Origin of the sequence: Pseudomonas citronellolis, assembly GCF_001586155.1 — a bacterium.
Classification (GTDB): Bacteria; Pseudomonadota; Gammaproteobacteria; order Pseudomonadales; family Pseudomonadaceae; genus Pseudomonas; species Pseudomonas citronellolis.
Window position 1 is genome coordinate 357,083 of record NZ_CP014158.1, and the last position, 19,747, is coordinate 376,829.

At 66.0% G+C, this 19,747-nt stretch carries 16 protein-coding genes; 13 read left to right on the forward strand and 3 right to left on the reverse strand.

Features of this window, described 5'->3' with window-relative positions; genetic code table 11:
• Nucleotides 1-72: 72 nt before the first annotated feature.
• Complete coding sequence (locus PcP3B5_RS31790; RefSeq protein WP_160336924.1) at nucleotides 73-237, reverse strand: hypothetical protein; 165 nt, start codon at nucleotides 235-237, stop codon at nucleotides 73-75.
• On the opposite strand from PcP3B5_RS31790, the gene PcP3B5_RS01665 reads away from it, so the two are divergent.
• Genes PcP3B5_RS01665 through PcP3B5_RS01695 form a run of 7 tightly spaced genes read left to right on the forward strand, consistent with a single transcriptional unit; the run spans nucleotide 236 to nucleotide 8,643 of the window.
• Nucleotides 236-3,505 (forward strand): phage tail tape measure protein, encoded by a 3,270-nt coding sequence (locus tag PcP3B5_RS01665; protein WP_082816242.1) that lies wholly within the window; start codon nucleotides 236-238, stop codon nucleotides 3,503-3,505. The two genes, PcP3B5_RS31790 and PcP3B5_RS01665, sit on opposite strands and share 2 nt — an antisense overlap.
• Nucleotides 3,498-4,025, forward strand: a complete 528-nt coding sequence (locus PcP3B5_RS01670) for a hypothetical protein (RefSeq protein WP_061560420.1) — start codon at nucleotides 3,498-3,500, stop codon at nucleotides 4,023-4,025. Before PcP3B5_RS01665 ends, PcP3B5_RS01670 begins: the two co-directional genes overlap by 8 nt.
• Complete coding sequence (locus tag PcP3B5_RS01675; protein ID WP_082816243.1) at nucleotides 4,025-5,791, forward strand: hypothetical protein; 1,767 nt, start codon at nucleotides 4,025-4,027, stop codon at nucleotides 5,789-5,791. Before PcP3B5_RS01670 ends, PcP3B5_RS01675 begins: the two co-directional genes overlap by 1 nt.
• 3 nt (nucleotides 5,792-5,794) lie before the next feature.
• Nucleotides 5,795-6,148: a hypothetical protein gene (locus PcP3B5_RS01680; protein WP_061560421.1), complete on the forward strand. Its 354-nt coding sequence runs from the start codon at nucleotides 5,795-5,797 to the stop codon at nucleotides 6,146-6,148.
• Complete coding sequence (locus PcP3B5_RS01685) at nucleotides 6,132-7,640, forward strand: hypothetical protein (protein ID WP_145923843.1); 1,509 nt, start codon at nucleotides 6,132-6,134, stop codon at nucleotides 7,638-7,640. Before PcP3B5_RS01680 ends, PcP3B5_RS01685 begins: the two co-directional genes overlap by 17 nt.
• On the forward strand, nucleotides 7,637-8,143 hold the full coding sequence (locus tag PcP3B5_RS01690; protein ID WP_061560423.1) for a hypothetical protein: 507 nt from the start codon (nucleotides 7,637-7,639) through the stop codon (nucleotides 8,141-8,143). Before PcP3B5_RS01685 ends, PcP3B5_RS01690 begins: the two co-directional genes overlap by 4 nt.
• Nucleotides 8,144-8,145: 2 nt before the next feature.
• Complete coding sequence (locus PcP3B5_RS01695) at nucleotides 8,146-8,643, forward strand: hypothetical protein (RefSeq protein ID WP_061560424.1); 498 nt, start codon at nucleotides 8,146-8,148, stop codon at nucleotides 8,641-8,643.
• A gap of 344 nt (nucleotides 8,644-8,987) precedes the next feature.
• Here PcP3B5_RS01695 and PcP3B5_RS01700 read toward each other — a convergent pair whose 3' ends face one another.
• A complete protein-coding gene (locus PcP3B5_RS01700; protein ID WP_061560425.1) occupies nucleotides 8,988-9,788 on the reverse strand; it encodes a phosphatase PAP2 family protein in 801 nt (266 codons plus the stop codon).
• A gap of 108 nt (nucleotides 9,789-9,896) precedes the next feature.
• Here PcP3B5_RS01700 and hslO point away from each other — a divergent pair, with 108 nt between their 5' ends.
• The 6 genes from hslO to PcP3B5_RS01730 all read left to right on the forward strand — a co-directional run bounded on the left by hslO (nucleotide 9,897) and on the right by PcP3B5_RS01730 (nucleotide 18,582).
• Nucleotides 9,897-10,790 (forward strand): Hsp33 family molecular chaperone HslO, encoded by an 894-nt coding sequence (gene hslO / locus PcP3B5_RS01705; RefSeq protein ID WP_009614970.1) that lies wholly within the window; start codon nucleotides 9,897-9,899, stop codon nucleotides 10,788-10,790.
• A gap of 168 nt (nucleotides 10,791-10,958) precedes the next feature.
• Nucleotides 10,959-12,500 (forward strand): phosphoenolpyruvate carboxykinase, encoded by a 1,542-nt coding sequence (locus tag PcP3B5_RS01710; protein ID WP_009614971.1) that lies wholly within the window; start codon nucleotides 10,959-10,961, stop codon nucleotides 12,498-12,500.
• Nucleotides 12,501-12,734: 234 nt separating this feature from the next.
• Nucleotides 12,735-13,838 (forward strand): IS110 family RNA-guided transposase, encoded by a 1,104-nt coding sequence (locus PcP3B5_RS01715; RefSeq protein ID WP_061560361.1) that lies wholly within the window; start codon nucleotides 12,735-12,737, stop codon nucleotides 13,836-13,838.
• A 493-nt stretch (nucleotides 13,839-14,331) separates the two neighbouring features.
• Nucleotides 14,332-16,266, forward strand: a complete 1,935-nt coding sequence (locus PcP3B5_RS01720; RefSeq protein WP_061560426.1) for a RecQ family ATP-dependent DNA helicase — start codon at nucleotides 14,332-14,334, stop codon at nucleotides 16,264-16,266.
• A gap of 124 nt (nucleotides 16,267-16,390) precedes the next feature.
• Nucleotides 16,391-17,884 carry a flavin-containing monooxygenase gene (locus tag PcP3B5_RS01725; RefSeq protein ID WP_061560427.1) on the forward strand — a complete coding sequence of 498 codons (1,494 nt, stop codon included), beginning with the start codon at nucleotides 16,391-16,393 and terminating at the stop codon, nucleotides 17,882-17,884.
• Nucleotides 17,885-17,979: 95 nt separating this feature from the next.
• Nucleotides 17,980-18,582, forward strand: a complete 603-nt coding sequence (locus PcP3B5_RS01730) for a nitroreductase family protein (protein WP_061560428.1) — start codon at nucleotides 17,980-17,982, stop codon at nucleotides 18,580-18,582.
• 191 nt (nucleotides 18,583-18,773) lie between these two features.
• Here the strand turns inward: PcP3B5_RS01730 and PcP3B5_RS01735 are convergent, their stop codons facing one another.
• Entirely contained in the window at nucleotides 18,774-19,676 is a 903-nt protein-coding gene (locus PcP3B5_RS01735; RefSeq protein WP_061560429.1) for a LysR family transcriptional regulator, read from the reverse strand.
• Between the last annotated feature and the right edge of the window lie 71 nt (nucleotides 19,677-19,747).

A 19,747-nucleotide genomic window follows, 5' to 3' on the forward strand; every position in this document is an offset into this window, starting at 1 on the left:
GCGCAATGCGGGGCTTCTGCTGAACCCCTTCCTCTTCGGAGGGGAGCGCTGTCAGAGGAAGCTGTTCAGCAGCTAGGAGCGGTTCTTCGAGCGCCAGCCGGGGAAGCCAAGGGCTGCGGCGAGCAGCCACAGGAGAACCCCTACAGCAAATAGCACCACCGCTGCGCCGCCAACCAGCTCCGGCGCAATCAGGGCGACGACGACGATGAACAAGATGACCAGGTGATAGAACTTCATGACTGACGTTCGCCTCTCAGTTTCCGTAGATGCCCAGCAGGGGCGTGCCGAGCTGCAGAACTTCCGGGCCGGCTATACGGCTCTGGTCGATCAGCTACGGCGCCCACTCGGGCAAATCGCGTCCCTGCGCGATCTGCAGTCCAGCCTAGTCGAGAACGACAAGCAACTCAATGCGGTGCGCGACCGCGTGCGTGAGCTGGCCAACGAGCTGATCAGCGCGGAGAAGCCGACCAAGGCCCAGCAACTGGCCTACCGGGCCGCCACGGCAGAGGCCAAATCCCTGGAGCAGGCCATCGCCGGACAGAAGGTCCAGCTTGCCCAGTTGTCGGCCTCACTGAAGAGTGCCGGCGTCGACACCAACTACCTGAGCAACGAACAGAAGCGCCTCGCGGCGGACTTGGCACAGGCCAGCGCTGCGGCCGACCAGCAGGCCCGCGTGGCAGGTGCCCGCGCCGCGCTTGGCATCCGCCCGCACCGGGAGATTCGCAACGAGGTGGCGCTGCTCCAGCAGCAGTACGCCACCCTGCAGCGTGTCGGTGGGCTATCCGCTGCTGAGCTGGCTCAAGCCCAGGTGCGCCTGCGCGAGCGCACCGCCGAGCTGCTGGAGGGCACCAATGGCTGGGCCAAGTCTCTCGGCCAGGTGCATGTCCAGGCTGGCGTAGCGCTGGCTAGCGTCGGCGCCCTGGCCTACGGTGGCGGCCAGTTGCTGTCCTTCTACGCCCGGTTTGCCCAGGAAATGGCGGCGGTGGACAGCATCACCAACATGACCAGGCCGCAGCTCCAGGCTATGTCTCGCGACGTGCGCGACCTGTCGGTGGCCATGGGGCGGGACGCTGCGCAGTCGGCCGAGGCGCTCAACGACATCCTGTCGTCCGGCGTCTCCGAGGACAACGGCCTGTCGGTCCTGGCGCTGTCGACCAAGGCCGCCATCGCCGGCCTGACCGAGACCAAGACCGCCGCTGCTGGCGGCCTGGCAGTGGTCAACGCCTACGGCGAGAGCATCCAAAACCTGGAGCTTCGCTACGACCAGATGTTCCTGGCGGTGAAGGACGGGGTAACCACGTTCCCCGAGCTGGCGCAGTACCTGGGGGATGTGCTTCCCAGCGCCAAGGCTGCCGGTGTGGGGTTCGACGAGGTGGCCGCCGCCATCGCACGCATGACCATCGCCGGCATCCGCACCCCGCAGGCCGTCACCGCACTGAAGGGGGCGGTGAACGCGCTGGCCGCGCCGACGCCTGACGCGCAGAAGAAGATGGACGAGCTGGGCATCACCTGGAAGGGGCTCACTGCCACTTTGGAGGACATCGCGTCCCGGAAGCTGGGGCTCGATGCCATGCGCCAGCTGATCCCGGACGTTGAGGCGCGTACCGCCGTACTGAGCCTAACGCAGTACATCAAGGAGATGCGGGCCGAGGTGACGGCCATGGGCGAGGCCGGCGGCGCCATGGAAGCGGCCTATCAGAAGATGTCCAACACGCCCCAGGCAGACCTGGACCGATTCAACGCGGCACTCGCAGAGACGAAGCTGCAGTTGGGTGAGGCGGCAACGGCGTTCTTACCTCTGGTTAAAGGCCTGGGCCATGCACTGGAAGGTTTCAACTCACTACCCGGCCCTATCCGCACCACGCTTGCATTGATTGCTGCAACCTTTGCAGGCGTCGCAACCTTCGGAAGTGCAATCCGTGCCCTGCGCAGTCCTTTCGAGCTGTTCCTCGGCCACCTCCGCGCTACTCCCGGCGCCGCTGCTGCTACCTCCAGCGGCCTGGGCCGGATCGGTGCAAGCGCAGCCAGCCTGATTCCCACTCTGCGCAACCTGGCAACCGTTGCCAACCTGGCCAAGGGCTCCCTGGCCCTGGGCGTCATAGGGTGGACCGGCAGCAACCTGCTGGAGCTGTACGACCTCTATAAGCAGAACCAGGAACTGACCAAGAGCCAGCGCGACTACGAGCAAGCGCTCAACGACACCATCGCCACCACGGCTAAGTACGGCGATGTCGTGATCCAGCCTGCCGAGGCGCTGGCCCGGATGAATGACGAAGAGCGCAAGGCCTATGCCGAGAGCCTGCGCCTGGCGCAGCAGCACTACCAGAAGCAATCCGAGCTGCTGAGCCGGCGGGCGTATGAGCGCGATCCCTCATCCAACCAGGTCGATCCCGACGCCCTGGCCGCAGCGAAGCGCGCAGGTGACTACCGCCGCGCCCTGGAACAGATGGAGCATGACCAGGCTGCAGCGGCCCAGGCCCTGGAAGCCGCGGAGCAACGCCACAACGCCAACATGGACAAGATCAGGGCCGACAACCTGAAGAAAATCCAGGTCCAGCTGGCGGCTGAAATGCGGCTCTACGACGATGCCAACAAGCGCCTGCAGGCTGCGAAGAAACAGCGCGAGACCGTCGCCAAGGAATTCTCGGACCTGTCCAAGGACATGCGCGCCGCGCCCAGCCAGGGCGCCGCCTCACTGTCCGACGTCTACGACCTGCAGGCCGGCGCCCGCCAGTCGCTGGCGCGCGGCCGCAACGACGACGCCCTGCGCCAGGCCCGCGAGGCGGCCAAGGTGCTGCGCGAGCTGAAGGACGCGGGCGAGAACGGCTACGGGATGGCCGGCATCGCCGACAACCTGGGCAAGATCGCCAACGAGGCGGCGAAGAACGTCGAGGGCGACGAGAAGGTCAAGCTCGCCTTGGTGAAGGCCGAGATGGACGACTTGCTAGCCAAGGCCGAAGCGCTCAAGCGCGTGAACATCGAGTTCACGGGCGACGAGAAGAGCATGGAGCAGCTGGAGCAGCAGGCGCTGGCCCTGGCCGAGCGTCTGAAAAAATACATGGTCATTCCGGTCAACTACGTTGGCGTGGACCCGAACGTCGCCAGCAGCGAGAAGGCGGCCGGCAAGGTCATCGACGGCGCCGACGGCAGCGTCAATCGCGCGGCCGGGGGCTGGGTGGACGGCCCCGGTAGCTTCACCTCAGACAGCATTCGGCTGAACGCCTCGCGCGGCGAGTTCGTGCTGCAGGCCCGTGCCGCCCAGCGCCTGGGCGCGATGAACCTGGAGCACATGAACCGCACGGGCGAGCTGCCCGGCCGGGCTGAACTGGTGCCGCACATCCCCAGTCTTCCGTCCCTGGAGCGTAGCGGCGAGCGTCAGCCGCTCAACCTGGAAATGCCGTGGGGCGGCTCCTATGCCCTGGAGGGCTCGCCGGCCGAGGTCTCGCGGTTCGACCAGGACCTGCGCAAGGCCCGCATTAAGTTCGGAGGGACCGGCCGTGGATAACACCCCGACGTCGCTGGTCCTGGGCGGCCTGTCCATCATCCAGCACGCGGGCGCCGGCCCGATCCGCCAGCGCTATGAGCCCATCGGTGGCAGCACCTCGCTGCGCCTGAACGGTGGGACCGGGATCAAGATGACGAACTGGTCCAGGACGTCCACGACCGCCAGCGGCTCCGGCAACCTCGACCCCGGTCTGTTCGCCCTCGATGTCAGCCAGCCCCTGGAGCTGCTGTGCGTTGCGCCTCGCGCCATGATTGGCACAGCCCGGCAATTCGCGCTGCCCCCCGCCGCCCAGCGCCGCCCCGACGTGGCGCCCTGGGGCTGGGCATACGCTGGCGGCCGCTGGCTGGACACGAACGTCGACATGAACGGCGACAGCGCCGAGCTGCAGGCGGTCGTTGGCGCCAGCGCCTACCGCGTCTTCTGGCTGCCGCGCCTGGTGGTCTTCACGCCCGGGCTGTCCTACGAGTTCGACGAGGCCAGCGGGCTCTACGACTGGTCGCTGAGCGCGGAGGAAATCTGATGCTTGGCGGGCTTCCTCTCAACGCAGCTGCACTCGGCATACTGTGGGCCGTTGGCTCCGAACCGGGCGAGCCGGGTGAGCCTGGTGTTGTGCAGCCGCCGAAGCCACCAGGCCTGGGCGTGCCGACCTCGGGCTATGCCTTCCGCTGGTGGGTGTCGGTGCTGATCGGCGGCGAGCAAGTCGCCGCGAACCTGACCGGCCGCATGCAGATTGACCGCGAGGAAGGGGCGGCCGGCGTTGCCACTTTCTCCCTGTACTACCCGCCCGGCGAATCGGTTCCGACCGACCTGGGCGGCGATGCGGTGGCCATCGACTTCCTGAGCGAAACCGGCGGCGTCACCACCTCGGCCCGGCGCTATACCGGCGTTGCGGTGGAACCTCGCTGGGACGCGGTCAACCGGGTGATGGAGATCACCTGCAGCGACAAGCTGCAGCAGCGCATCGAGCAGATGCAGATTGCCGAGATTGACGCTCTGATTGGCGGCGCCTGGTCATCTGACGTCTTCGAAGCTATCGAGGGGCGTAGCCGCTTCGACTACGCCACCGAGCGCCTGAGCACGGTGCCTGCGGCCCTGGACATTGGCGTCGATGGCCAGATGCACGTCACCAGCTGGTATGCCCAGGCGCCGGCCTTTGTCTTCGCTGAGGGCAGCACGCTCTATCAGAGCGTGAGCGTCGAACTGGCCCAGGCGCAGAGCGCCACCAATCGCGTGGAGCTTAGCGTCGACTATCGCTACAGCCGCCTGTGGGAGCGCCACGACAGCTATTCGTGGGAGCACCCTGGCACGGGTGGGCTTGGGGGAGTTGGTGGCTTCTGCCACTGGCGGCCGGACTCGTCCGACCTGCCTGACGTCGGCATGATCGAGCAGGCGACGTCCAGCGCTGGCATGAAGATGTTGACCGGCGCGGTCTACAACAAGCTGCCGCCGTCCAGCGGCGACCCGTGCGGCACCGGTCAAGGCTGGATCAACAAGTTCCCCAACCTGGTGCTGGCCACCACCTGGACCGGGGGCCGACGGTGGGTGCAGCCGATCACCGAGCGCTACTCGGTCCTGGTCGGCACGCTTGTGGGCCTACAGGGCGCGAGCGAGGTTCAGGTGATCGCCCGCCAGAACGCCGCCTTCGAGATCGAGGACAAGCGCAGCGAGGCCTGGGAGAACGACGACTTCAACACAGGCGAGCCGGGTGCCATTGACCTGGTGGACGACTTGCGCCGCGAGACGGCCTTCAGCTGCACGCTGCAGCGGGCCGCCGTCACCGTCATCGGCGCGCATCGCGGCACCACGGTCAGCTGGCAGGTGCCCACCCCTATGGGTATCGGCTGCGACCTGGTGCATACGCTGGAGCTGCGCGACCAGGTGAAGGCGCGCGGCAAGTGCCGCCGCATCGTCGACGAGCTGGACTTCAGCGCCGGGACCGCCATCACCACGCTGTCCATTGCCGTGATGCGCGGCGGTGGCAGCTCCGACGTGCTGTCGCCGCCGGCCAAGCCGGACGTCGACGTCGCCGAGGTCGACTTCACCCACGACCCACTGCCCACCCAGCTTGGCATGCGCAACGAAAGCCCGATCTACAACGACGAGCTGGATGGCTTCGCGGGTAACTACGACAACCGCGACGACGATATCAACCCGAACCTGGAAGAGTTCCCGCGCCGGATGACGATCACCGCGCCGGAGATTGAGGCCGGCCTGCGCGACGAGCGCGAAGTGCCCGTTGCGGTCACCTACCAGGTCGGCATCCCCGACGACTTGCTGGAGCTTTGACACATGGCATCCAACACCAGCCGTACCAGCGCGCAGATGGTCGAGGACCTGCGGGTCCTCACTGGCGGCAGTAGCGCGCAGAGCAAGCAACTGGAGGCGCTGGAGCCTCGCGGCGCACTCGCCGCCAAGCGCGGCCGGGCGGACTACCAGGCACCGGCCGCAGCTACTGGCGGCGGGGGCATCGCCAGCCCGCTGAAGGAAGAGGACGCATCCAAGCGGGAGTACTACGAGGACCAGCTAATTCCCAGCACTGACGGGCTAGCATGGCTGCGCCTGAAGTCGGTGAAGAAGCTGGTGATGAAAGACGGTGACGGCGCGGAGGTCGTCATGGAGTTTGCAAATGGCCTATCCGAATAGTCCTGTCGATGCTGTACCTGCCGTGTGGGGCTGGCCCTGGCATGGCCTCATGACCAGCGAGGATGGCGAGTCGCCCAAGTTGGTTTACCCGGATACCGGCCGCGTCGTCGACTGTGGATACGGCGGCCACTGGACGTTCCTCTGGGACATTGGCATGCCGGCGCCGGTGCTGCCTGAAGGCACAGTGCTGGAGCCGAACGAGGCGTGGTGGACCAAGGCCGTGCTGCGACACCCTGGTGGCGCTGAGTTCAACGTCTGGGGCTGGGCTGGGACCGGCGCACCCGGACCGATCAGGCTGGCCAGTGGCGTCGGCAAACTCGAACTACAGTGCTGGCTGGACTTCTTCACCATGGCGCTCAACGTCCGGGCCACTGTCACAATCCGTCTGCCCGACGGTGTGCGCACTTCGACGGCGCTGGCTTCGATCAGCCGTGCCGACCTCGGCATACCGACAAGTGTCACCGAGCCGCCCTCGATTCAGATGATTGACCGACGTGCTGATGGCTGCGGAGTCATCATTCGCCTTTATCAATCAGTGGGAACGGCAGCGCGTCCCCTTGAGGAGACACTTGGGCTTGTCGAGGCCCAGTTCTCCGGTGACTTCAATTCGCTGGCGGTTTCGCTGCAGGTGCTTGCGACGGCTGCCGAAGGGCGTGGCGCATGGACGATCATCACTGATCCGGGCCCTTTTTCTTTGACCAAGGTCAAGGTCTCCCGGCCCGACTTCAACACTCACGACATTTACGTTGGAACCGTTGATGCCAAGTACCGGCTCGACCAGGCGGTATGGGCTTGGTACGACACTTCTGGGTATTCGGCGGAGGTTGTTCGTTACTCGATGCTGTATGACTTCCACGCCGAACTGACCGCCGATATCACAGAAGAAGGAAACCCTGAAGAAACACCCTGGACGTACGACTGCCTGTCAGTGACCGATGAAGTACAGACCTACACCTTGTCAGCAGGTGGCGTATCGACGACCTCCATTGTCACGAACAAGTTTACGGAGCACGACATTGGATGGTTCGGCGCCCCAGGGAACGCCCCGACCCACGGGGTTGATGGCCATCGAGAAAGCATAGGTCTGTGGGATGGCGAGCAGGTCGGCTACCGCGCCACGAATAACTACAACGAGTACGCGTGGCTGGGTTTTACCATCGCGTGGCCTTGGGTTCCGAAGGCGTCGCAACTGCCATGGACCTACGAGGTTGACACCTATGGTGCTCCGCCTGGCTCGTTTACCTCCGTAGTGAGATGGAAAGTCCTCTCAAACAAGATGCTGGCTATACGGCATGAGCTTGTAAAAGAGCAGAACAAGCCGGGACTCCGTTGGACTTACACCGACGCCTTGAGTCCCTCCGGCATCGTGTCTGGACGGATGACCATGAGTTCCGACGACACCTACAAGCCGGGCAAGCTGCGCGGCTCCTGGTGTCCTGTCACGTTCCAGGCGGTCAAGCATCTGGACCTTCACGACTACAGCTGGGTATGAACATGCCGACTCGTTACGTCAATAACTGGCTGACGCGCCTTAACGCCGCACTGCCGGCCGGTGGCGCCTCCCTGCCGGTCCCCCAGGCAGCTCTCAACAGGCTGGACCTGTCCAATGGCGGGCAATACTTCCTGACTCTGGTCAATAGCCTCAACCCCTTAGAGCAGAGTGCTTTCGAGGTGGTGCTGCTTACCGCCTCGGGCCTTCAGCGCGCCCACGAAGGCACAAATGACGTCCAGTGGCCGGCAGGCTCTTACGTCTACTGCGCAGTGACAGCCGGAGCAATAGCGATGCTCTTGGCAAGAGTCGAAGCGTTAGAGGCACAGCTGACTCCCTCTCTTCCGGAGAACCTGCTTGTTGACCACGGCGGTAACTCGCTGGTCGACCAGGCGGGCAACTACCTGGTCTATCGGGCTAGCACTCTTCCGGCCAACCTGCTTGTCGACCAAGGCGGTAATCCGTTAGTCGACCAAGCGAATAACTTCCTTATCAACGGAGCATGAATATGGCGAATGTCGAGCATGTATTGAGCGGGGCTGGTGCGCCAACGGCCGCGCCGCCGAGTATTTCCGCGCACTACGTAGACACTGTGTCAGGGGCCGCCTACATCTCAACTGGCACTTCGAATGCCAGCGACTGGCGCCTGCTGTATGAAGATACTGGATGGCAGTTGGCCGAGGGGTTGAACGACTTCCAGTATCCGCCGGAGTGCCGTCGGCTCAACGGTGTGGTGTACTTGCGCGGGCTGAGCTGGGTATCTACTGAATTCCAGGGGCAGTATGTAGCACAGCTGCCTGAGGGCTTTGCCCCCTTCGGGCAATGGCGCCAGTTTGTCCGTTCGAACTCCAACGAGGGCCGCCAATTCGAAATTACCATCTCGGGTTCTGACCCGAATGCTGGTCCTCCGGAAGACGTTGGCAAGATCATGGTCACGTCCAACTTCTCGGCGGCGGCTGGAAGCGACTATGTCGACTTCAGGGGGATTTCGTTCCCGGTGGGGTAGTTGGTTGTGCTGTCCGGTGCCCGCCTTGTGCGGGCATTCTTTCTTGTGCCAACTACAGCGCGAAAATTCTAGGTGTGCCTAATACGTGTCCGGTGCCAAACGTTGCGCAAGGCTGTGTCAAATCCGGCGCGCGCTTACACCAGGGTTCGCGTTCTCGGGAATGACGAGAGGAGGCAGGCGTTCCGGGATGACTCCGAACTCCCCGCACGCTCCGAACAGCCCCCTCTCCCTTTGGGAGAGGGCTGGGGTGAGGGAGCGAGGCCAGGCTGGTGACCTTCGCTGAACCACCACATATCGCTTAAGTGAACAGCATTACCGCCGTGGCGGGGGTTCCGGAGGGCGCCTCAGGCGGCGATCACGCTCAGGCGGTTGAGCAGCGGCACCTTCGCCAGCAGGGCGAACAGCGGCTCGGTCAGGCGCACCAGGCCGGCGCTGGCCCAGGCGGCGAACGGGGTGAAGCAGCTCCAGGCCAGGGCCAGCAGGGCCATCTGCACGCCGCCTATATAGTCGTCCTGGCCCCAGTGGGCGCCGGCCACCAGACGCGGCAGCATGAACAGCAGGGCCAGGGCCCAGACCACCAGCCACTGCACGGCATTGCGGGCGAACAGGCTGAGGAACAGCGCCCACACCAGCAGCACCGAGGCGTGGTCGCCGGGGAAGCTGCGCGCCGACTCGTCCTTCACCTCGAAGAGGGTGTCCTGCCAGCCGCGGAAGAAGTCTTCCAGGCGCACGGCGTCCGGAGCGATGGCCGAGATGCTGGCGTGCTGCCAGCCCAGGTGGTGGGCGATCTTGGCATAGAGGGTGCGGACGATCATCAGCACCACCATGGTCACCACCAGGCCGAAGGTCGCGGCGCGCACCTGGCCGGCCTTGAAGATCCAGTCGCCGCGGATCAGCAGCAGGAGCAGGATGACCCCGACCAGAATGTCGAACGGCCGGGTGCTGGCCACCGCCCAGACGTTGCGCCAGGCCTCGTTGGTCGCCAGCGGCGCGTTAAGGGCGTGGAACAGGCTGAAGTCGAAGAAGTCGATGGCGGCGCGGCTCGGCGTCCACAGCCAGAGCAGCAGCAGGGCCAGGGCCAGCAGGTGGCAGGCGATGAACGGGCGCCACGACCAGGTGGCTTGGAACGGCGAAGCTTTCTCCATAGAATCGATTCCCCCTTACTGAACCGGGCGGCTGTCGCAAAGCGCGCTTTATAGGCCTTTGCCATCAGCTTGTCATGTATTTGTGCCTCAGCCAGCGTTGTGCCCAGCATGTCCCAGATCGATCAAAGTCAGCGTTTCCTCTTCGACAACACCGACGTTCGCGGTGAAATGGTGGCGCTCGAACGCAGTTTCGCCGAAGTGCTGGCCAAGCACCCCTACCCGCAGCCGGTGGCCCAGTTGCTCGGCGAGATGCTCGCCGCCGCGGCGCTGCTGTGCGGCACCCTGAAGTTCGACGGCCTGCTGGTGCTGCAGGCGCGCTCCAGCGGCGCCGTGCCGCTGCTCATGGTGGAATGCTCCAGCGACCGCGAAGTGCGCGGCCTGGCCCGCTACGACGCCGAGGCCATCCGCGACAGCGCCGGCCTGCTCGACCTGATGCCCGACGGCGTGCTGACCATGACCGTGGACCCGAAGAACGGCCAGCGCTACCAGGGCATAGTGCCGCTGGAGGGCGCCTGCCTGGCGGATTGCCTGTCGTCCTACTTCGCCACCTCCGAGCAGTTGCCCACGCGCTTCTGGCTGGGCGCCGACGGCCGCCATGCCCGCGGCCTGCTGCTGCAGCAACTGCCGGCCGACCGCCTGAAGGACGCCGAGGACCGCGAGGCCAGCTGGCAGCACCTGACCACCCTGGCCGACACCCTCAACGTCGAGGAACTGCTGGGCTTGGACAACGAGACCCTGCTGCACCGCCTGTACCACGAGGAAGCGGTGCGCCTGTTCGAGCCGCAGCCGCTGGTGTTCCGCTGCAGCTGCTCGCGGGAGCGCTCGGCCAACGCCCTGGTCAGCCTCGGCAAGGAAGACGCCGAGCGCCTGCTGGGCGAGCTGGGCGGCGAGATCACCGTCGACTGCCAGTTCTGCAACCAGCGCTACGCCTTCGACGGCAGCGACATCGCCCAGCTGTTCGCCGGCGGCGGCAGCGCGGCGCCGTCACAAACCCGCCATTGATCGGCGCTATCGGGGCGATAGCCGAACCATTGACGCCCTCGCCGGATCAGAGGCTGCACGAGAACCGTTCTTTTCTGGCATAATCCCGCGACTTTTTTCCGCTGTAGTGGGAATTAGAAGTCACTACGCAATGTTTGGAGGACTCGGCTCCGGCCGATGGGGACCCACATGACGCAAGCCAACAAAGCCGTGTACACCGATATCAGCGTTGCCCAACTGGTCGAGGAAGCCATTCGCCGCGGCGAAGGTCGCCTGGCCGACAACGGCTCGCTGGTGGTGGAAACCGGCCACCGCACCGGCCGCTCGCCTGCCGACCGCTTCATCGTCGAAGAGCCCGGCAGCAAGGACTCCATCGCCTGGGGCGCGATCAACCGCCCGTTCCCGGCCGACAAGTTCGACGCCCTCTGGGAGCGCGTCCAGGCCTTCAACGACGCCCAGGACCACTTCGTTTCCCACGTGCATGTAGGTTCGGCCGCCGATCACTACCTGCCGGTCAAGATGACCACCGCCACCGCCTGGCAGAACCTGTTCGGCCGTCAGCTGTTCATCAACCCGGAAACCTACAACCCGGCCGGCCGCGACGAGTGGCAGGTGCTGAACGTGGCCAACTTCGAGTGCGTGCCCGAGCGCGACGGCACCAATTCCGACGGCTGCGTCATCCTCAACTTCGCCCAGAAGAAAGTGCTGATCGCCGGCATGCGCTACGCCGGTGAAATGAAGAAGGCCATGTTCTCGGTGCAGAACTACCTGCTGCCGGAGAAGGACGTGCTGCCGATGCACTGCGCCGCCAACATCGGCGAAGCGGGCGACGTGACCCTGTTCTTCGGCCTGTCCGGCACCGGCAAGACCACCCTGTCGGCCGACGAGAGCCGTTACCTGATCGGTGACGACGAGCACGGCTGGGGCGAAGGCGTCGTCTTCAACATCGAAGGCGGCTGCTACGCCAAGTGCATCGACCTGTCCGAGAAGAACGAGCCGGTCATCTGGAAGGCCATCAAGTTCGGCGCCGTGCTGGAGAACGTGGTTCTCGACGACGCGCGCGTCCCGGACTACGCCGACGACCGCCTGACCCAGAACTCCCGCGCGGCCTACCCGCTGGAGCACGTCGAGAAGCGTTCGGAAGCCAACCTGGGCGGCGAGCCCAACGCGGTGATCTTCCTGACCTGCGACCTGACCGGCGTACTGCCGCCGGTGTCGATCCTGAACAACGAGCAGGCGGCCTACCACTTCCTCTCCGGCTACACCGCGCTGGTCGGTTCCACCGAAATGGGTTCGGGCGGCGGCATCAAGTCGACCTTCTCCACCTGCTTCGGCGCGCCCTTCTTCCCGCGCCCGGCCGGCGTCTACGCCGAGCTGCTGATCAAGCGCATCAAGGCCTTCGGCTCCAAGGTGTACCTGGTCAACACCGGCTGGACCGGCGGTGGCTACGGCGTCGGCAAGCGCTTCAACATCCCGACCACCCGTGGCGTGATCGCTGCCATCCAGAGCGGCGCGCTGGTCGGCGCCGAGACCGAGCACCTGGACATCATCAACCTGGACGTGCCCAAGGCCGTCCCGGGCGTCGAGACCAACCTGCTCAACCCGCGCAACACCTGGGCTGACAAGGCCGCCTACGACGAAGCCGCCAAGGGCCTGGCCAGCAAGTTCATCGAGAACTTCAAGAAGTTCGAAGTGAGCGAAGCCATCAAGAACGCCGGCCCGCAGCTGTAAGCGCGCCCGTTCGCCGAAAGAGCCGCCTCCGGGCGGCTTTTTCATTGGCCGACCCCTGTGGGAGCTTGTCCGCGATAGCCGGGCGTATTGGCGGGCTTCGCGGATAAGATCCGCTCCTACGAGGGAGGAATGCCGTGCTCCCCGGCAACCTGTAATTGGATGGACTCACCCTCACCGAGGCGTCGAGGCGCCACGATGGCGGTCTAAGAAGCCACCGACAGTGAGGGTGAGTCCATGAAAAAGCATACGACGATGAATAAGCCGGTGTCTGCAACCGATGTATCGGTGTGCACGACAGTCGCCGTGGATCTGGCGAAAAAGGTCTTCCAGGTGGCGGGGGAAGACGCCCAGGGTCAACTGGCGTACGAACAGCGAATCAAGTCGCGTGAAGCGTTTCAGGTGTTTCTGCAGAAGCTGCCGGAGGGCGTGACGGTGCTGATGGAGACCGGCCCTGGAGCACAGGCCTGGGCCCGGCTGCTGCAGGCGCAGGGCAACCCGGTGCGTATCCTGCCGGCCCAGCGGGTGGCCGAGCACCGGAGCGGAGCGAAGAATGATCGCAATGATGCCCACGCCATTCTACGGGCGGGCCGGGATAGCAGTATCGCGTCGGTGCCGGTGAAGAGCGTCGCGGCACTGGCGATGCAGGCCTGGCACCGGGTTCGGCGGGGCTATGTGCGGCGGCGCACCGCCATGGGTAATCAGATCCGCGGGCTGCTGCTGGAGCAGGGTATCGCCCTGGCGCAGGGGGATGTGGGCTTGAAGCAAGGTGTCACCCGGGTGCTGGAAGACGCTAGACAGCCGTTGCCGGCGCTGCTGCGCGAGCTGATCGACGAGATGCTGAACGAATGGCAACGGCTGGGCGAGCGTATCGCCGCGCTGACCGGGCGTCTGGAAGCCTGTGCCGCCGCCGACCCGACAGCGAAACGGCTGATGACGGTACGTGGTATCGGTCCGATCACGGCTACGGCCTTGCTGGCCAAACAGGTCGAGCCGGAGCGTTTCGCCAATGCGCGTCAGTTCGCTGCCTACTTCGGCATCGTGCCCGACCAGCACAGCAGCGGGCAGAAGGTAAGGCTGGGCAAGATGACCAAACGTGGCGACGCCTATGTGCGCAGCCTGATGGTCGTAGGCTCGCATGCGGTGTTGAAGCAACTGCGGCCCGATTCCGAACACCCGGACGATCGGCGCCTGCAGCGCTGGCTACAACGTCTGGGGCGCAAGGGCGCGGCAGTGCGACTGGCCAACCGCAACCTGCGTATCGCCTGGGTGCTGCTGTGCAGCGAACAAACCTACCAGCGCAAGCCGAATGCTTGCCGGGAGATGGAAATGAGCCATTGATCAACGAGTTCCCGCCAACGGGGCGCCAAGTCGCTCCAACCCTTGCTGAAGAACATTGACCCCTGGTCAGACCGTCGCGGATCGATGCCTACGCTCCTACCGGCCTTCGAGGCCTCTTTGTAATCGGCATTCCGCGGGCTTACCCAATGTTGGCCAGAAGCCCGACGTGGCTTCCTCGAACAGGCCTAATACATAGATGCAGTCGGGTTTTCATGTTCAAAAGCGGGTTGACGGTGGGGGTGAGTCCATACATAGGAGCGGGCCCTGCCCGCGATTCGCGCGCAGGGCGCGCTCCTACAGGGGAATGGCGTGGGTGGGGCAGCGTAGGAGCGGATCTTATCCGCGATCGCGGACAAGGTCCGCGCCTACGGGGCTACCTTAGGAGCGTACTTTCCTCTGAACCGGAATCGGCTCGTTCGCGAGCAAGCCCGCTCCTACAATGGCTACCCCTAGCATGGCGTTTCCACCCATGACCGGTAAGGGAGATACCCGCATGCACGACACCCTCGAACGCGTCTTCGGTTTCCGCCAGTTCCGCCCCGGCCAGGAGGCTGCGGTCAGCGCCGTGCTGGCCGGGCGCTCGGCGGCGGCGATCTTCCCCACCGGCTCGGGCAAGTCGCTGTGCTACCAGTTGCCGGCGCTGCTGCTGCCGCACCTGACCCTGGTGGTGTCGCCGCTGCTGGCGCTGATGCAGGACCAACTGGCCTTCCTCGCCCGCCACGGCATCGCCGCCGCCAGCATCGACTCGGCGCAGAGCCGCGAACAGGTGGCGCAGACCATGGCCCGCGCCCGCAGCGGCGAGCTGAAGGTGCTGATGATTTCCGTGGAGCGCCTGAAGAACGAACGCTTCCGCAACTTCATCGGCGAAGTGCCGATCTCCCTGCTGGTGGTCGACGAGGCCCACTGCATCTCCGAGTGGGGCCACAACTTCCGCCCCGACTACCTGAAGCTGCCGGCCTACCAGAAACAGTTCCGCATCCCCCAGGTGCTGCTGCTGACCGCCACCGCGACGCCGGCGGTGATCGCCGACATGCGCGCCAAGTTCGCCATCGCCGAGGCCGACGTGGTCACCACCGGCTTCTACCGCGCCAACCTGAACCTGCAGGTGGAGCCGGTGGCCAGCGCCGCCAAGCGCGCCCGCCTGGTGGAATGGCTGGGCGCGCGGGCCGGGCAGCCGAGCATCGTCTACGTGACCCAGCAGAAGACCGCCGAGGACATCGCCGCGCACCTTTCCGAGCGCGGCATCCCGGCCCGCGCCTACCACGCCGGCATGGACCACGCCGAGCGCGAGGCCATCCAGCAGCGCTTCATGGCCGGCGCGCTGAACTGCATTGTCGCGACCATCGCCTTCGGCATGGGCATCGACAAGAGCGACATCCGCAACGTGGTGCACTTCGACCTGCCCAAGTCGGTGGAGAACTACAGCCAGGAGATCGGCCGCGCCGGGCGCGACGGCCAGCCCTCGGACTGCCTGGTGCTGGCCAACCGCGACAGCCTCAGCGTGCTGGAGAACTTCGTCTACGGCGATACCCCCGAGCGCGAGGGCATCCGCAGCGTGCTGGCGGAAATCGCCGCGGCGCCCAACGGCCAGTGGGAGCTGATGCTGACCGCGCTGTCGGACCAGTCGAACATCCGCCAGCTGCCGCTCAAGACGCTGCTGGTGCAGCTGGAGCTGCGCGGCATCATCGCCCCGCGCTTCGCCTACTTCGCCGAATACCGCTTCAAGAACCTCATCGAGCCGGATGCCCTGCTGGGCCACTTCGAAGGCGAGCGGCGGCAGTTCGTCGAGGCCATTCTCAGTACCTCGGCGCGGGCGCGCACCTGGTCGACCCTCGACTTCGACGCCCTCTACCAGCGCCACGGCGCCGAGCGCGCGCGGGTGGTCAAGGCCCTGGACTACTTCCAGGAGCGCGGCTGGATCGAGCTGGAAAGCAAGCAGATGACCGAGGTCTACGCGGTGCGCGAGGCGGGCTTCGACATGGATGCGCTCAGCGACGAGCTGTACGCCTACTTCAAGCGCCACGAGGCCAGCGAGATCGCGCGCATCGGCGCCATGCTGGAGCTGTTCGCCAGCGATCAGTGCCTGAGCCGGCGCCTGGCCCGCTACTTCGGCGACGAGCGGGCGCCGGAGCACTGCGGGCACTGCTCGGTCTGCGCCGGTCGCGTCGCCCACCTGCCGGAGCCGCCGGCCCTGCCGCCGCTGGACGGGCAGACGCTGCAGAGCCGCTGCGCCGCCTTCCTCGACAAGTACCAGGGCGCCCGCGGCATGCCGCCCAGCGCCGACTGCGTGACGCGCTTCCTCTGCGGCATCAGCGTGCCGGCCTTCACCCGCCTGCGGGCGCGCACGCTGCCGGGCTACGCGGCGCTGGAGGACTACCCCTACGCCCAGGTGCGCGCCTGGGTGATGGCGCAGCTGGCGCAAGGGTAACGCCGGGGCGGCTCCACCCATCCTAGGGTGGGGCGCCGGCCGGCGGCGGCCCTTGTAGGGTACGGGGGAGGAAATTCCTCCTAGACTCAGCAAGGCGTTGCCCGCCACCGGCCGAGGAGCCCCCATGTCTGTCGAGCACCTGGATGTCCTGATCGTCGGCGCCGGCCTGTCCGGTATCGGCGCCGCCTACCACCTGATGAAGCACTGCCCGGGCAAGACCTTCGCCCTGCTCGAGGGCCGCGAGGCCATGGGCGGCACCTGGGACCTGTTCCGCTACCCGGGCATCCGCTCCGACTCGGACATGTACACCCTGGGCTACAACTTCAAGCCCTGGACCGACGCCAAGGCCATCGCCGACGGCCCCTCGATCCGCCACTACATCGAGGAGACCGCGCAGGAAAACGGCATCGACCGCAAGATCCGCTACCGCCACCGCGTGCTCAAGGCCGACTGGAACAGCGACAGCGCGCGCTGGCTGCTGACCGTGCAGCGCGGCGACGAGCCGGAGCCGGTGCGCATGAGCGCGCAGTTCCTGCTGATGTGCACCGGCTACTACCGCTACGAGGCCGGCTACACCCCGGAATTCAAGGGCCGCGACAGTTTCCGCGGGCAGATCATCCACCCGCAGCTGTGGCCGGAAGGCTTCGACTACGCCGACAAGCGCGTGGTGGTCATCGGCAGCGGCGCCACCGCCGTGACCCTGGTGCCCTCGCTGACCGACAAGGCGCGCCACGTCACCATGCTGCAGCGCTCGCCGTCCTACGTGATCAGCCTGCCGCAGAAGGACCCGATCTCCAACTTCCTGCGCCGCTTCCTCCCCGAGACCTGGGTGTACCGCCAGGCGCGGGCGCGCAACGTGACCATGCAGATGGTCTTCTTCCTGTTCGCCAAGACCTTCCCCAGCCTGGCGCGCAAGGCCCTGCTGGGGCTGGCCAGGCACCAGTTGGGCAAGGACTTCGACATGCGCCACTTCAGCCCGCGCTACAAGCCGTGGGACGAGCGCGTGTGCTGCGTGCCCGACGGCGACCTGTTCAAGGCGCTGCGCAAGGGCAAGGCCTCGGTGGTCACCGAACACATCGACGGCTTCTGCGAGAAGGGCATCCGCCTGAAGTCCGGGCAGGTGCTGGAGGCCGACGTCATCGTCACCGCCACCGGCCTGGACCTGGTGATGTTCGGCGGCGCGGAGCTGGCGGTGGACGGCAAGCCGTTCCAGGTCAACCAGAGCATGGGCTACCGCGGCATCATGCTGCGCGATTTGCCCAACCTGGCCGCGGTGGTGGGCTACACCAACGCCAGCTGGACGCTCAAGGCGGACCTCTCCAGCGAGTACTTCTGCCGCCTGATCAACCACATGGACGCCATCGGCATGCGCCAGTGCACGCCGCGCGCCGGCGCCGGCCAGGTGAAGGAGGAGCCTTTCCTCAACCTCAACTCCGGCTACATCCAGCGCGCCGCCGACAAGATGCCCAAGCAGGGCGACCGCACGCCCTGGAAGCTCTACCAGAACTACGCCCTGGACCTGGCGCTGCTGCGCCACGGCAAGGTGGAGGACGGCTACCTGACCTTCACCTCGCCGCGCGCCCGGCAGGGCGACGAGGCCTCGTTGCAGGCAGTGTAGCGATTCGATGATTCCTATCGGGAAAACCGCGGCAAGCCTGCGCCCGGGCGGTTTACCATGGCGGACATTTTTCGCCGTCAACGAAAGGAGTCCCCATGCATATCGACGAAGCCATCCGCAGCCGCCGCGCGGTAAAGGGCTACGACCCGGCCTTCACTCTCAGCCGCGAAGAGAAGGACGAGCTGCTGCAGCTGGCCATGCTCGCGCCCTCGGCCTTCAACCTGCAGCACGTGCGCCTGGTCGAGGTCAGCGACGCGCAACTGCGCGCGCACATCCGCGAAGTGGCCTGGGGCCAGGCCCAGGTCACCGACGCTTCGATGCTGGTGGTGGTCTGCGCCCAGCTCGACAGCTGGGAAAAGAACGCCCGCCGCGTCTGGGAAGGCGCGCCCCAGGAAGTGCAGGACTACATGGCCGGCGCCATCGACGCCTACTACCGCGGCAAGCCCCAGGTGCAGCGCGACGAGACCATGCGCAGCTGCGGCCTGATGGCCCAGACGCTGATGCTCGCCGCCCGCGGCAAGGGCCTGGATTCCTGCCCCATGGACGGCTTCGACTTCGACGCCGTGGCCAAGCTGATCAACCTGCCGGAGAACCACGTGATCGGCCTGATGGTCGCCGTCGGCAAGCAGACCGTGGCGCCCAAGCCGCGGGTGGGCAAGCTGGCGCTGGACGAGGTGGTGATTCGCGATCGGTTCTGAGGTTTGCCGATGGCCAATGAACGCGCCCTTGGGCGCGTTCTGCTTTTCGTGGGGGCGAGGGGGACGCCTCGCGGACGGTACGGTTCCAGGAGGCACCCGTAGGATGGGTTGAGCGAAGCGATACCCATCACCGTGACCGCATGGGTTTCGCAAGCCCAACCCATCCTACGAAAAGCATCTCGGCGCAGGCCCTACGCCCTCGGCGCCGCCTCCAGCATCCGCCCCAGCAGCCACTGCAAGGCCAGGTCGCGCTCGCGCTGGGCCAGGTACACCAGTTCCAGGTGGAACTGGCCGACGTCGAAGGGCAGCTCCAGCACCTGCAGCGGCAGCAGCTTGGCGAAGTACTCGGCCAGGCGCGTCGGCAGCACCGTCAGCAGGTCGGTGCCGGCCACCAGTTGCGCGGCCTGCAGGTAGTTGGGGGTGACGTAGGCGATCTGCCGCTTCAGGCCCTGGCTGGCCAGCCACTGGTCGACCATGCCCTTGGTCTGCCCGCCGGACACCCACAGGTGGCGCTCGTTCAGGAAGCTGTCGAGGTCCAGCGAGCCGTTCACCCGCGGATGCCCGCGGCGCGCCAGCAGGCGCAGCGTCTCGCTGGCCCAGGGGCGGCGGGCGAAGCGCGCCGGGATGTCCTCGAAGCGGCCCAGCACCAGGTCCAGGTGGCCCTTGTCCAGCGCTTCAACCGGCAGGCTCGGGGCCAGGTGGCGTACGTCCAGGGCCACGCCCGGCGCCTCCGTGCCCAGGCGCTGCAGCAGCGCCGGCATGCACAGCAGCTCGGCGTAGTCGGTCAGCGCCAGGGTGAAGCGCTGGCGGCTGCGCGCCGGTTCGAAGCGCTCGGTGCCGCTGAGGCTGTGGAGGATACGCTGCAGCGACTCGCGGATCGGCGCCTCCAGCTCCAACGCCCGCGGCGTGGGCTGCATGCTGCGGCCGATGCGCACCAGCAGCGGGTCGTCGAGCAGCTCGCGCAGGCGGCCCAAGGCGTTGCTCACCGCCGGCTGGCTCAGGGCCAGGCGCTCGGCGGCGCGGGAAACGCTGCGCTCGCGCAACAGGGCGTCGAAGACACGCAGCAGGTTCAGGTCGAAGGTATTTATATTCATTAGCTAAATACTGCGCATCACAAGACTAAATTTCAAAAATAATCCGATCTTCCCTAAGGTGACTGTCACTT

Excerpts from the sequence above, each read along its gene's own strand:
- hslO (WP_009614970.1), top strand. The coding sequence starts at position 9,897 with ATGTCCCAGATCGATCAAAGTCAGCGTTTCCTCTTCGACAACACCGAC.
- PcP3B5_RS01700 (WP_061560425.1), bottom strand. The coding sequence starts at position 9,788 with ATGGAGAAAGCTTCGCCGTTCCAAGCCACCTGGTCGTGGCGCCCGTTC.
- PcP3B5_RS01715 (WP_061560361.1), top strand. The coding sequence starts at position 12,735 with ATGAAAAAGCATACGACGATGAATAAGCCGGTGTCTGCAACCGATGTA.
- PcP3B5_RS01685 (WP_145923843.1), top strand. The coding sequence starts at position 6,132 with ATGGCCTATCCGAATAGTCCTGTCGATGCTGTACCTGCCGTGTGGGGC.
- PcP3B5_RS01735 (WP_061560429.1), bottom strand. The coding sequence starts at position 19,676 with ATGAATATAAATACCTTCGACCTGAACCTGCTGCGTGTCTTCGACGCC.
- PcP3B5_RS01725 (WP_061560427.1), top strand. The coding sequence starts at position 16,391 with ATGTCTGTCGAGCACCTGGATGTCCTGATCGTCGGCGCCGGCCTGTCC.
- PcP3B5_RS01680 (WP_061560421.1), top strand. The coding sequence starts at position 5,795 with ATGGCATCCAACACCAGCCGTACCAGCGCGCAGATGGTCGAGGACCTG.
- PcP3B5_RS31790 (WP_160336924.1), bottom strand. The coding sequence starts at position 237 with ATGAAGTTCTATCACCTGGTCATCTTGTTCATCGTCGTCGTCGCCCTG.
- PcP3B5_RS01730 (WP_061560428.1), top strand. The coding sequence starts at position 17,980 with ATGCATATCGACGAAGCCATCCGCAGCCGCCGCGCGGTAAAGGGCTAC.
- PcP3B5_RS01710 (WP_009614971.1), top strand. The coding sequence starts at position 10,959 with ATGACGCAAGCCAACAAAGCCGTGTACACCGATATCAGCGTTGCCCAA.
- PcP3B5_RS01690 (WP_061560423.1), top strand. The coding sequence starts at position 7,637 with ATGAACATGCCGACTCGTTACGTCAATAACTGGCTGACGCGCCTTAAC.
- PcP3B5_RS01665 (WP_082816242.1), top strand. The coding sequence starts at position 236 with ATGACTGACGTTCGCCTCTCAGTTTCCGTAGATGCCCAGCAGGGGCGT.
- PcP3B5_RS01720 (WP_061560426.1), top strand. The coding sequence starts at position 14,332 with ATGCACGACACCCTCGAACGCGTCTTCGGTTTCCGCCAGTTCCGCCCC.
- PcP3B5_RS01695 (WP_061560424.1), top strand. The coding sequence starts at position 8,146 with ATGGCGAATGTCGAGCATGTATTGAGCGGGGCTGGTGCGCCAACGGCC.
- PcP3B5_RS01675 (WP_082816243.1), top strand. The coding sequence starts at position 4,025 with ATGCTTGGCGGGCTTCCTCTCAACGCAGCTGCACTCGGCATACTGTGG.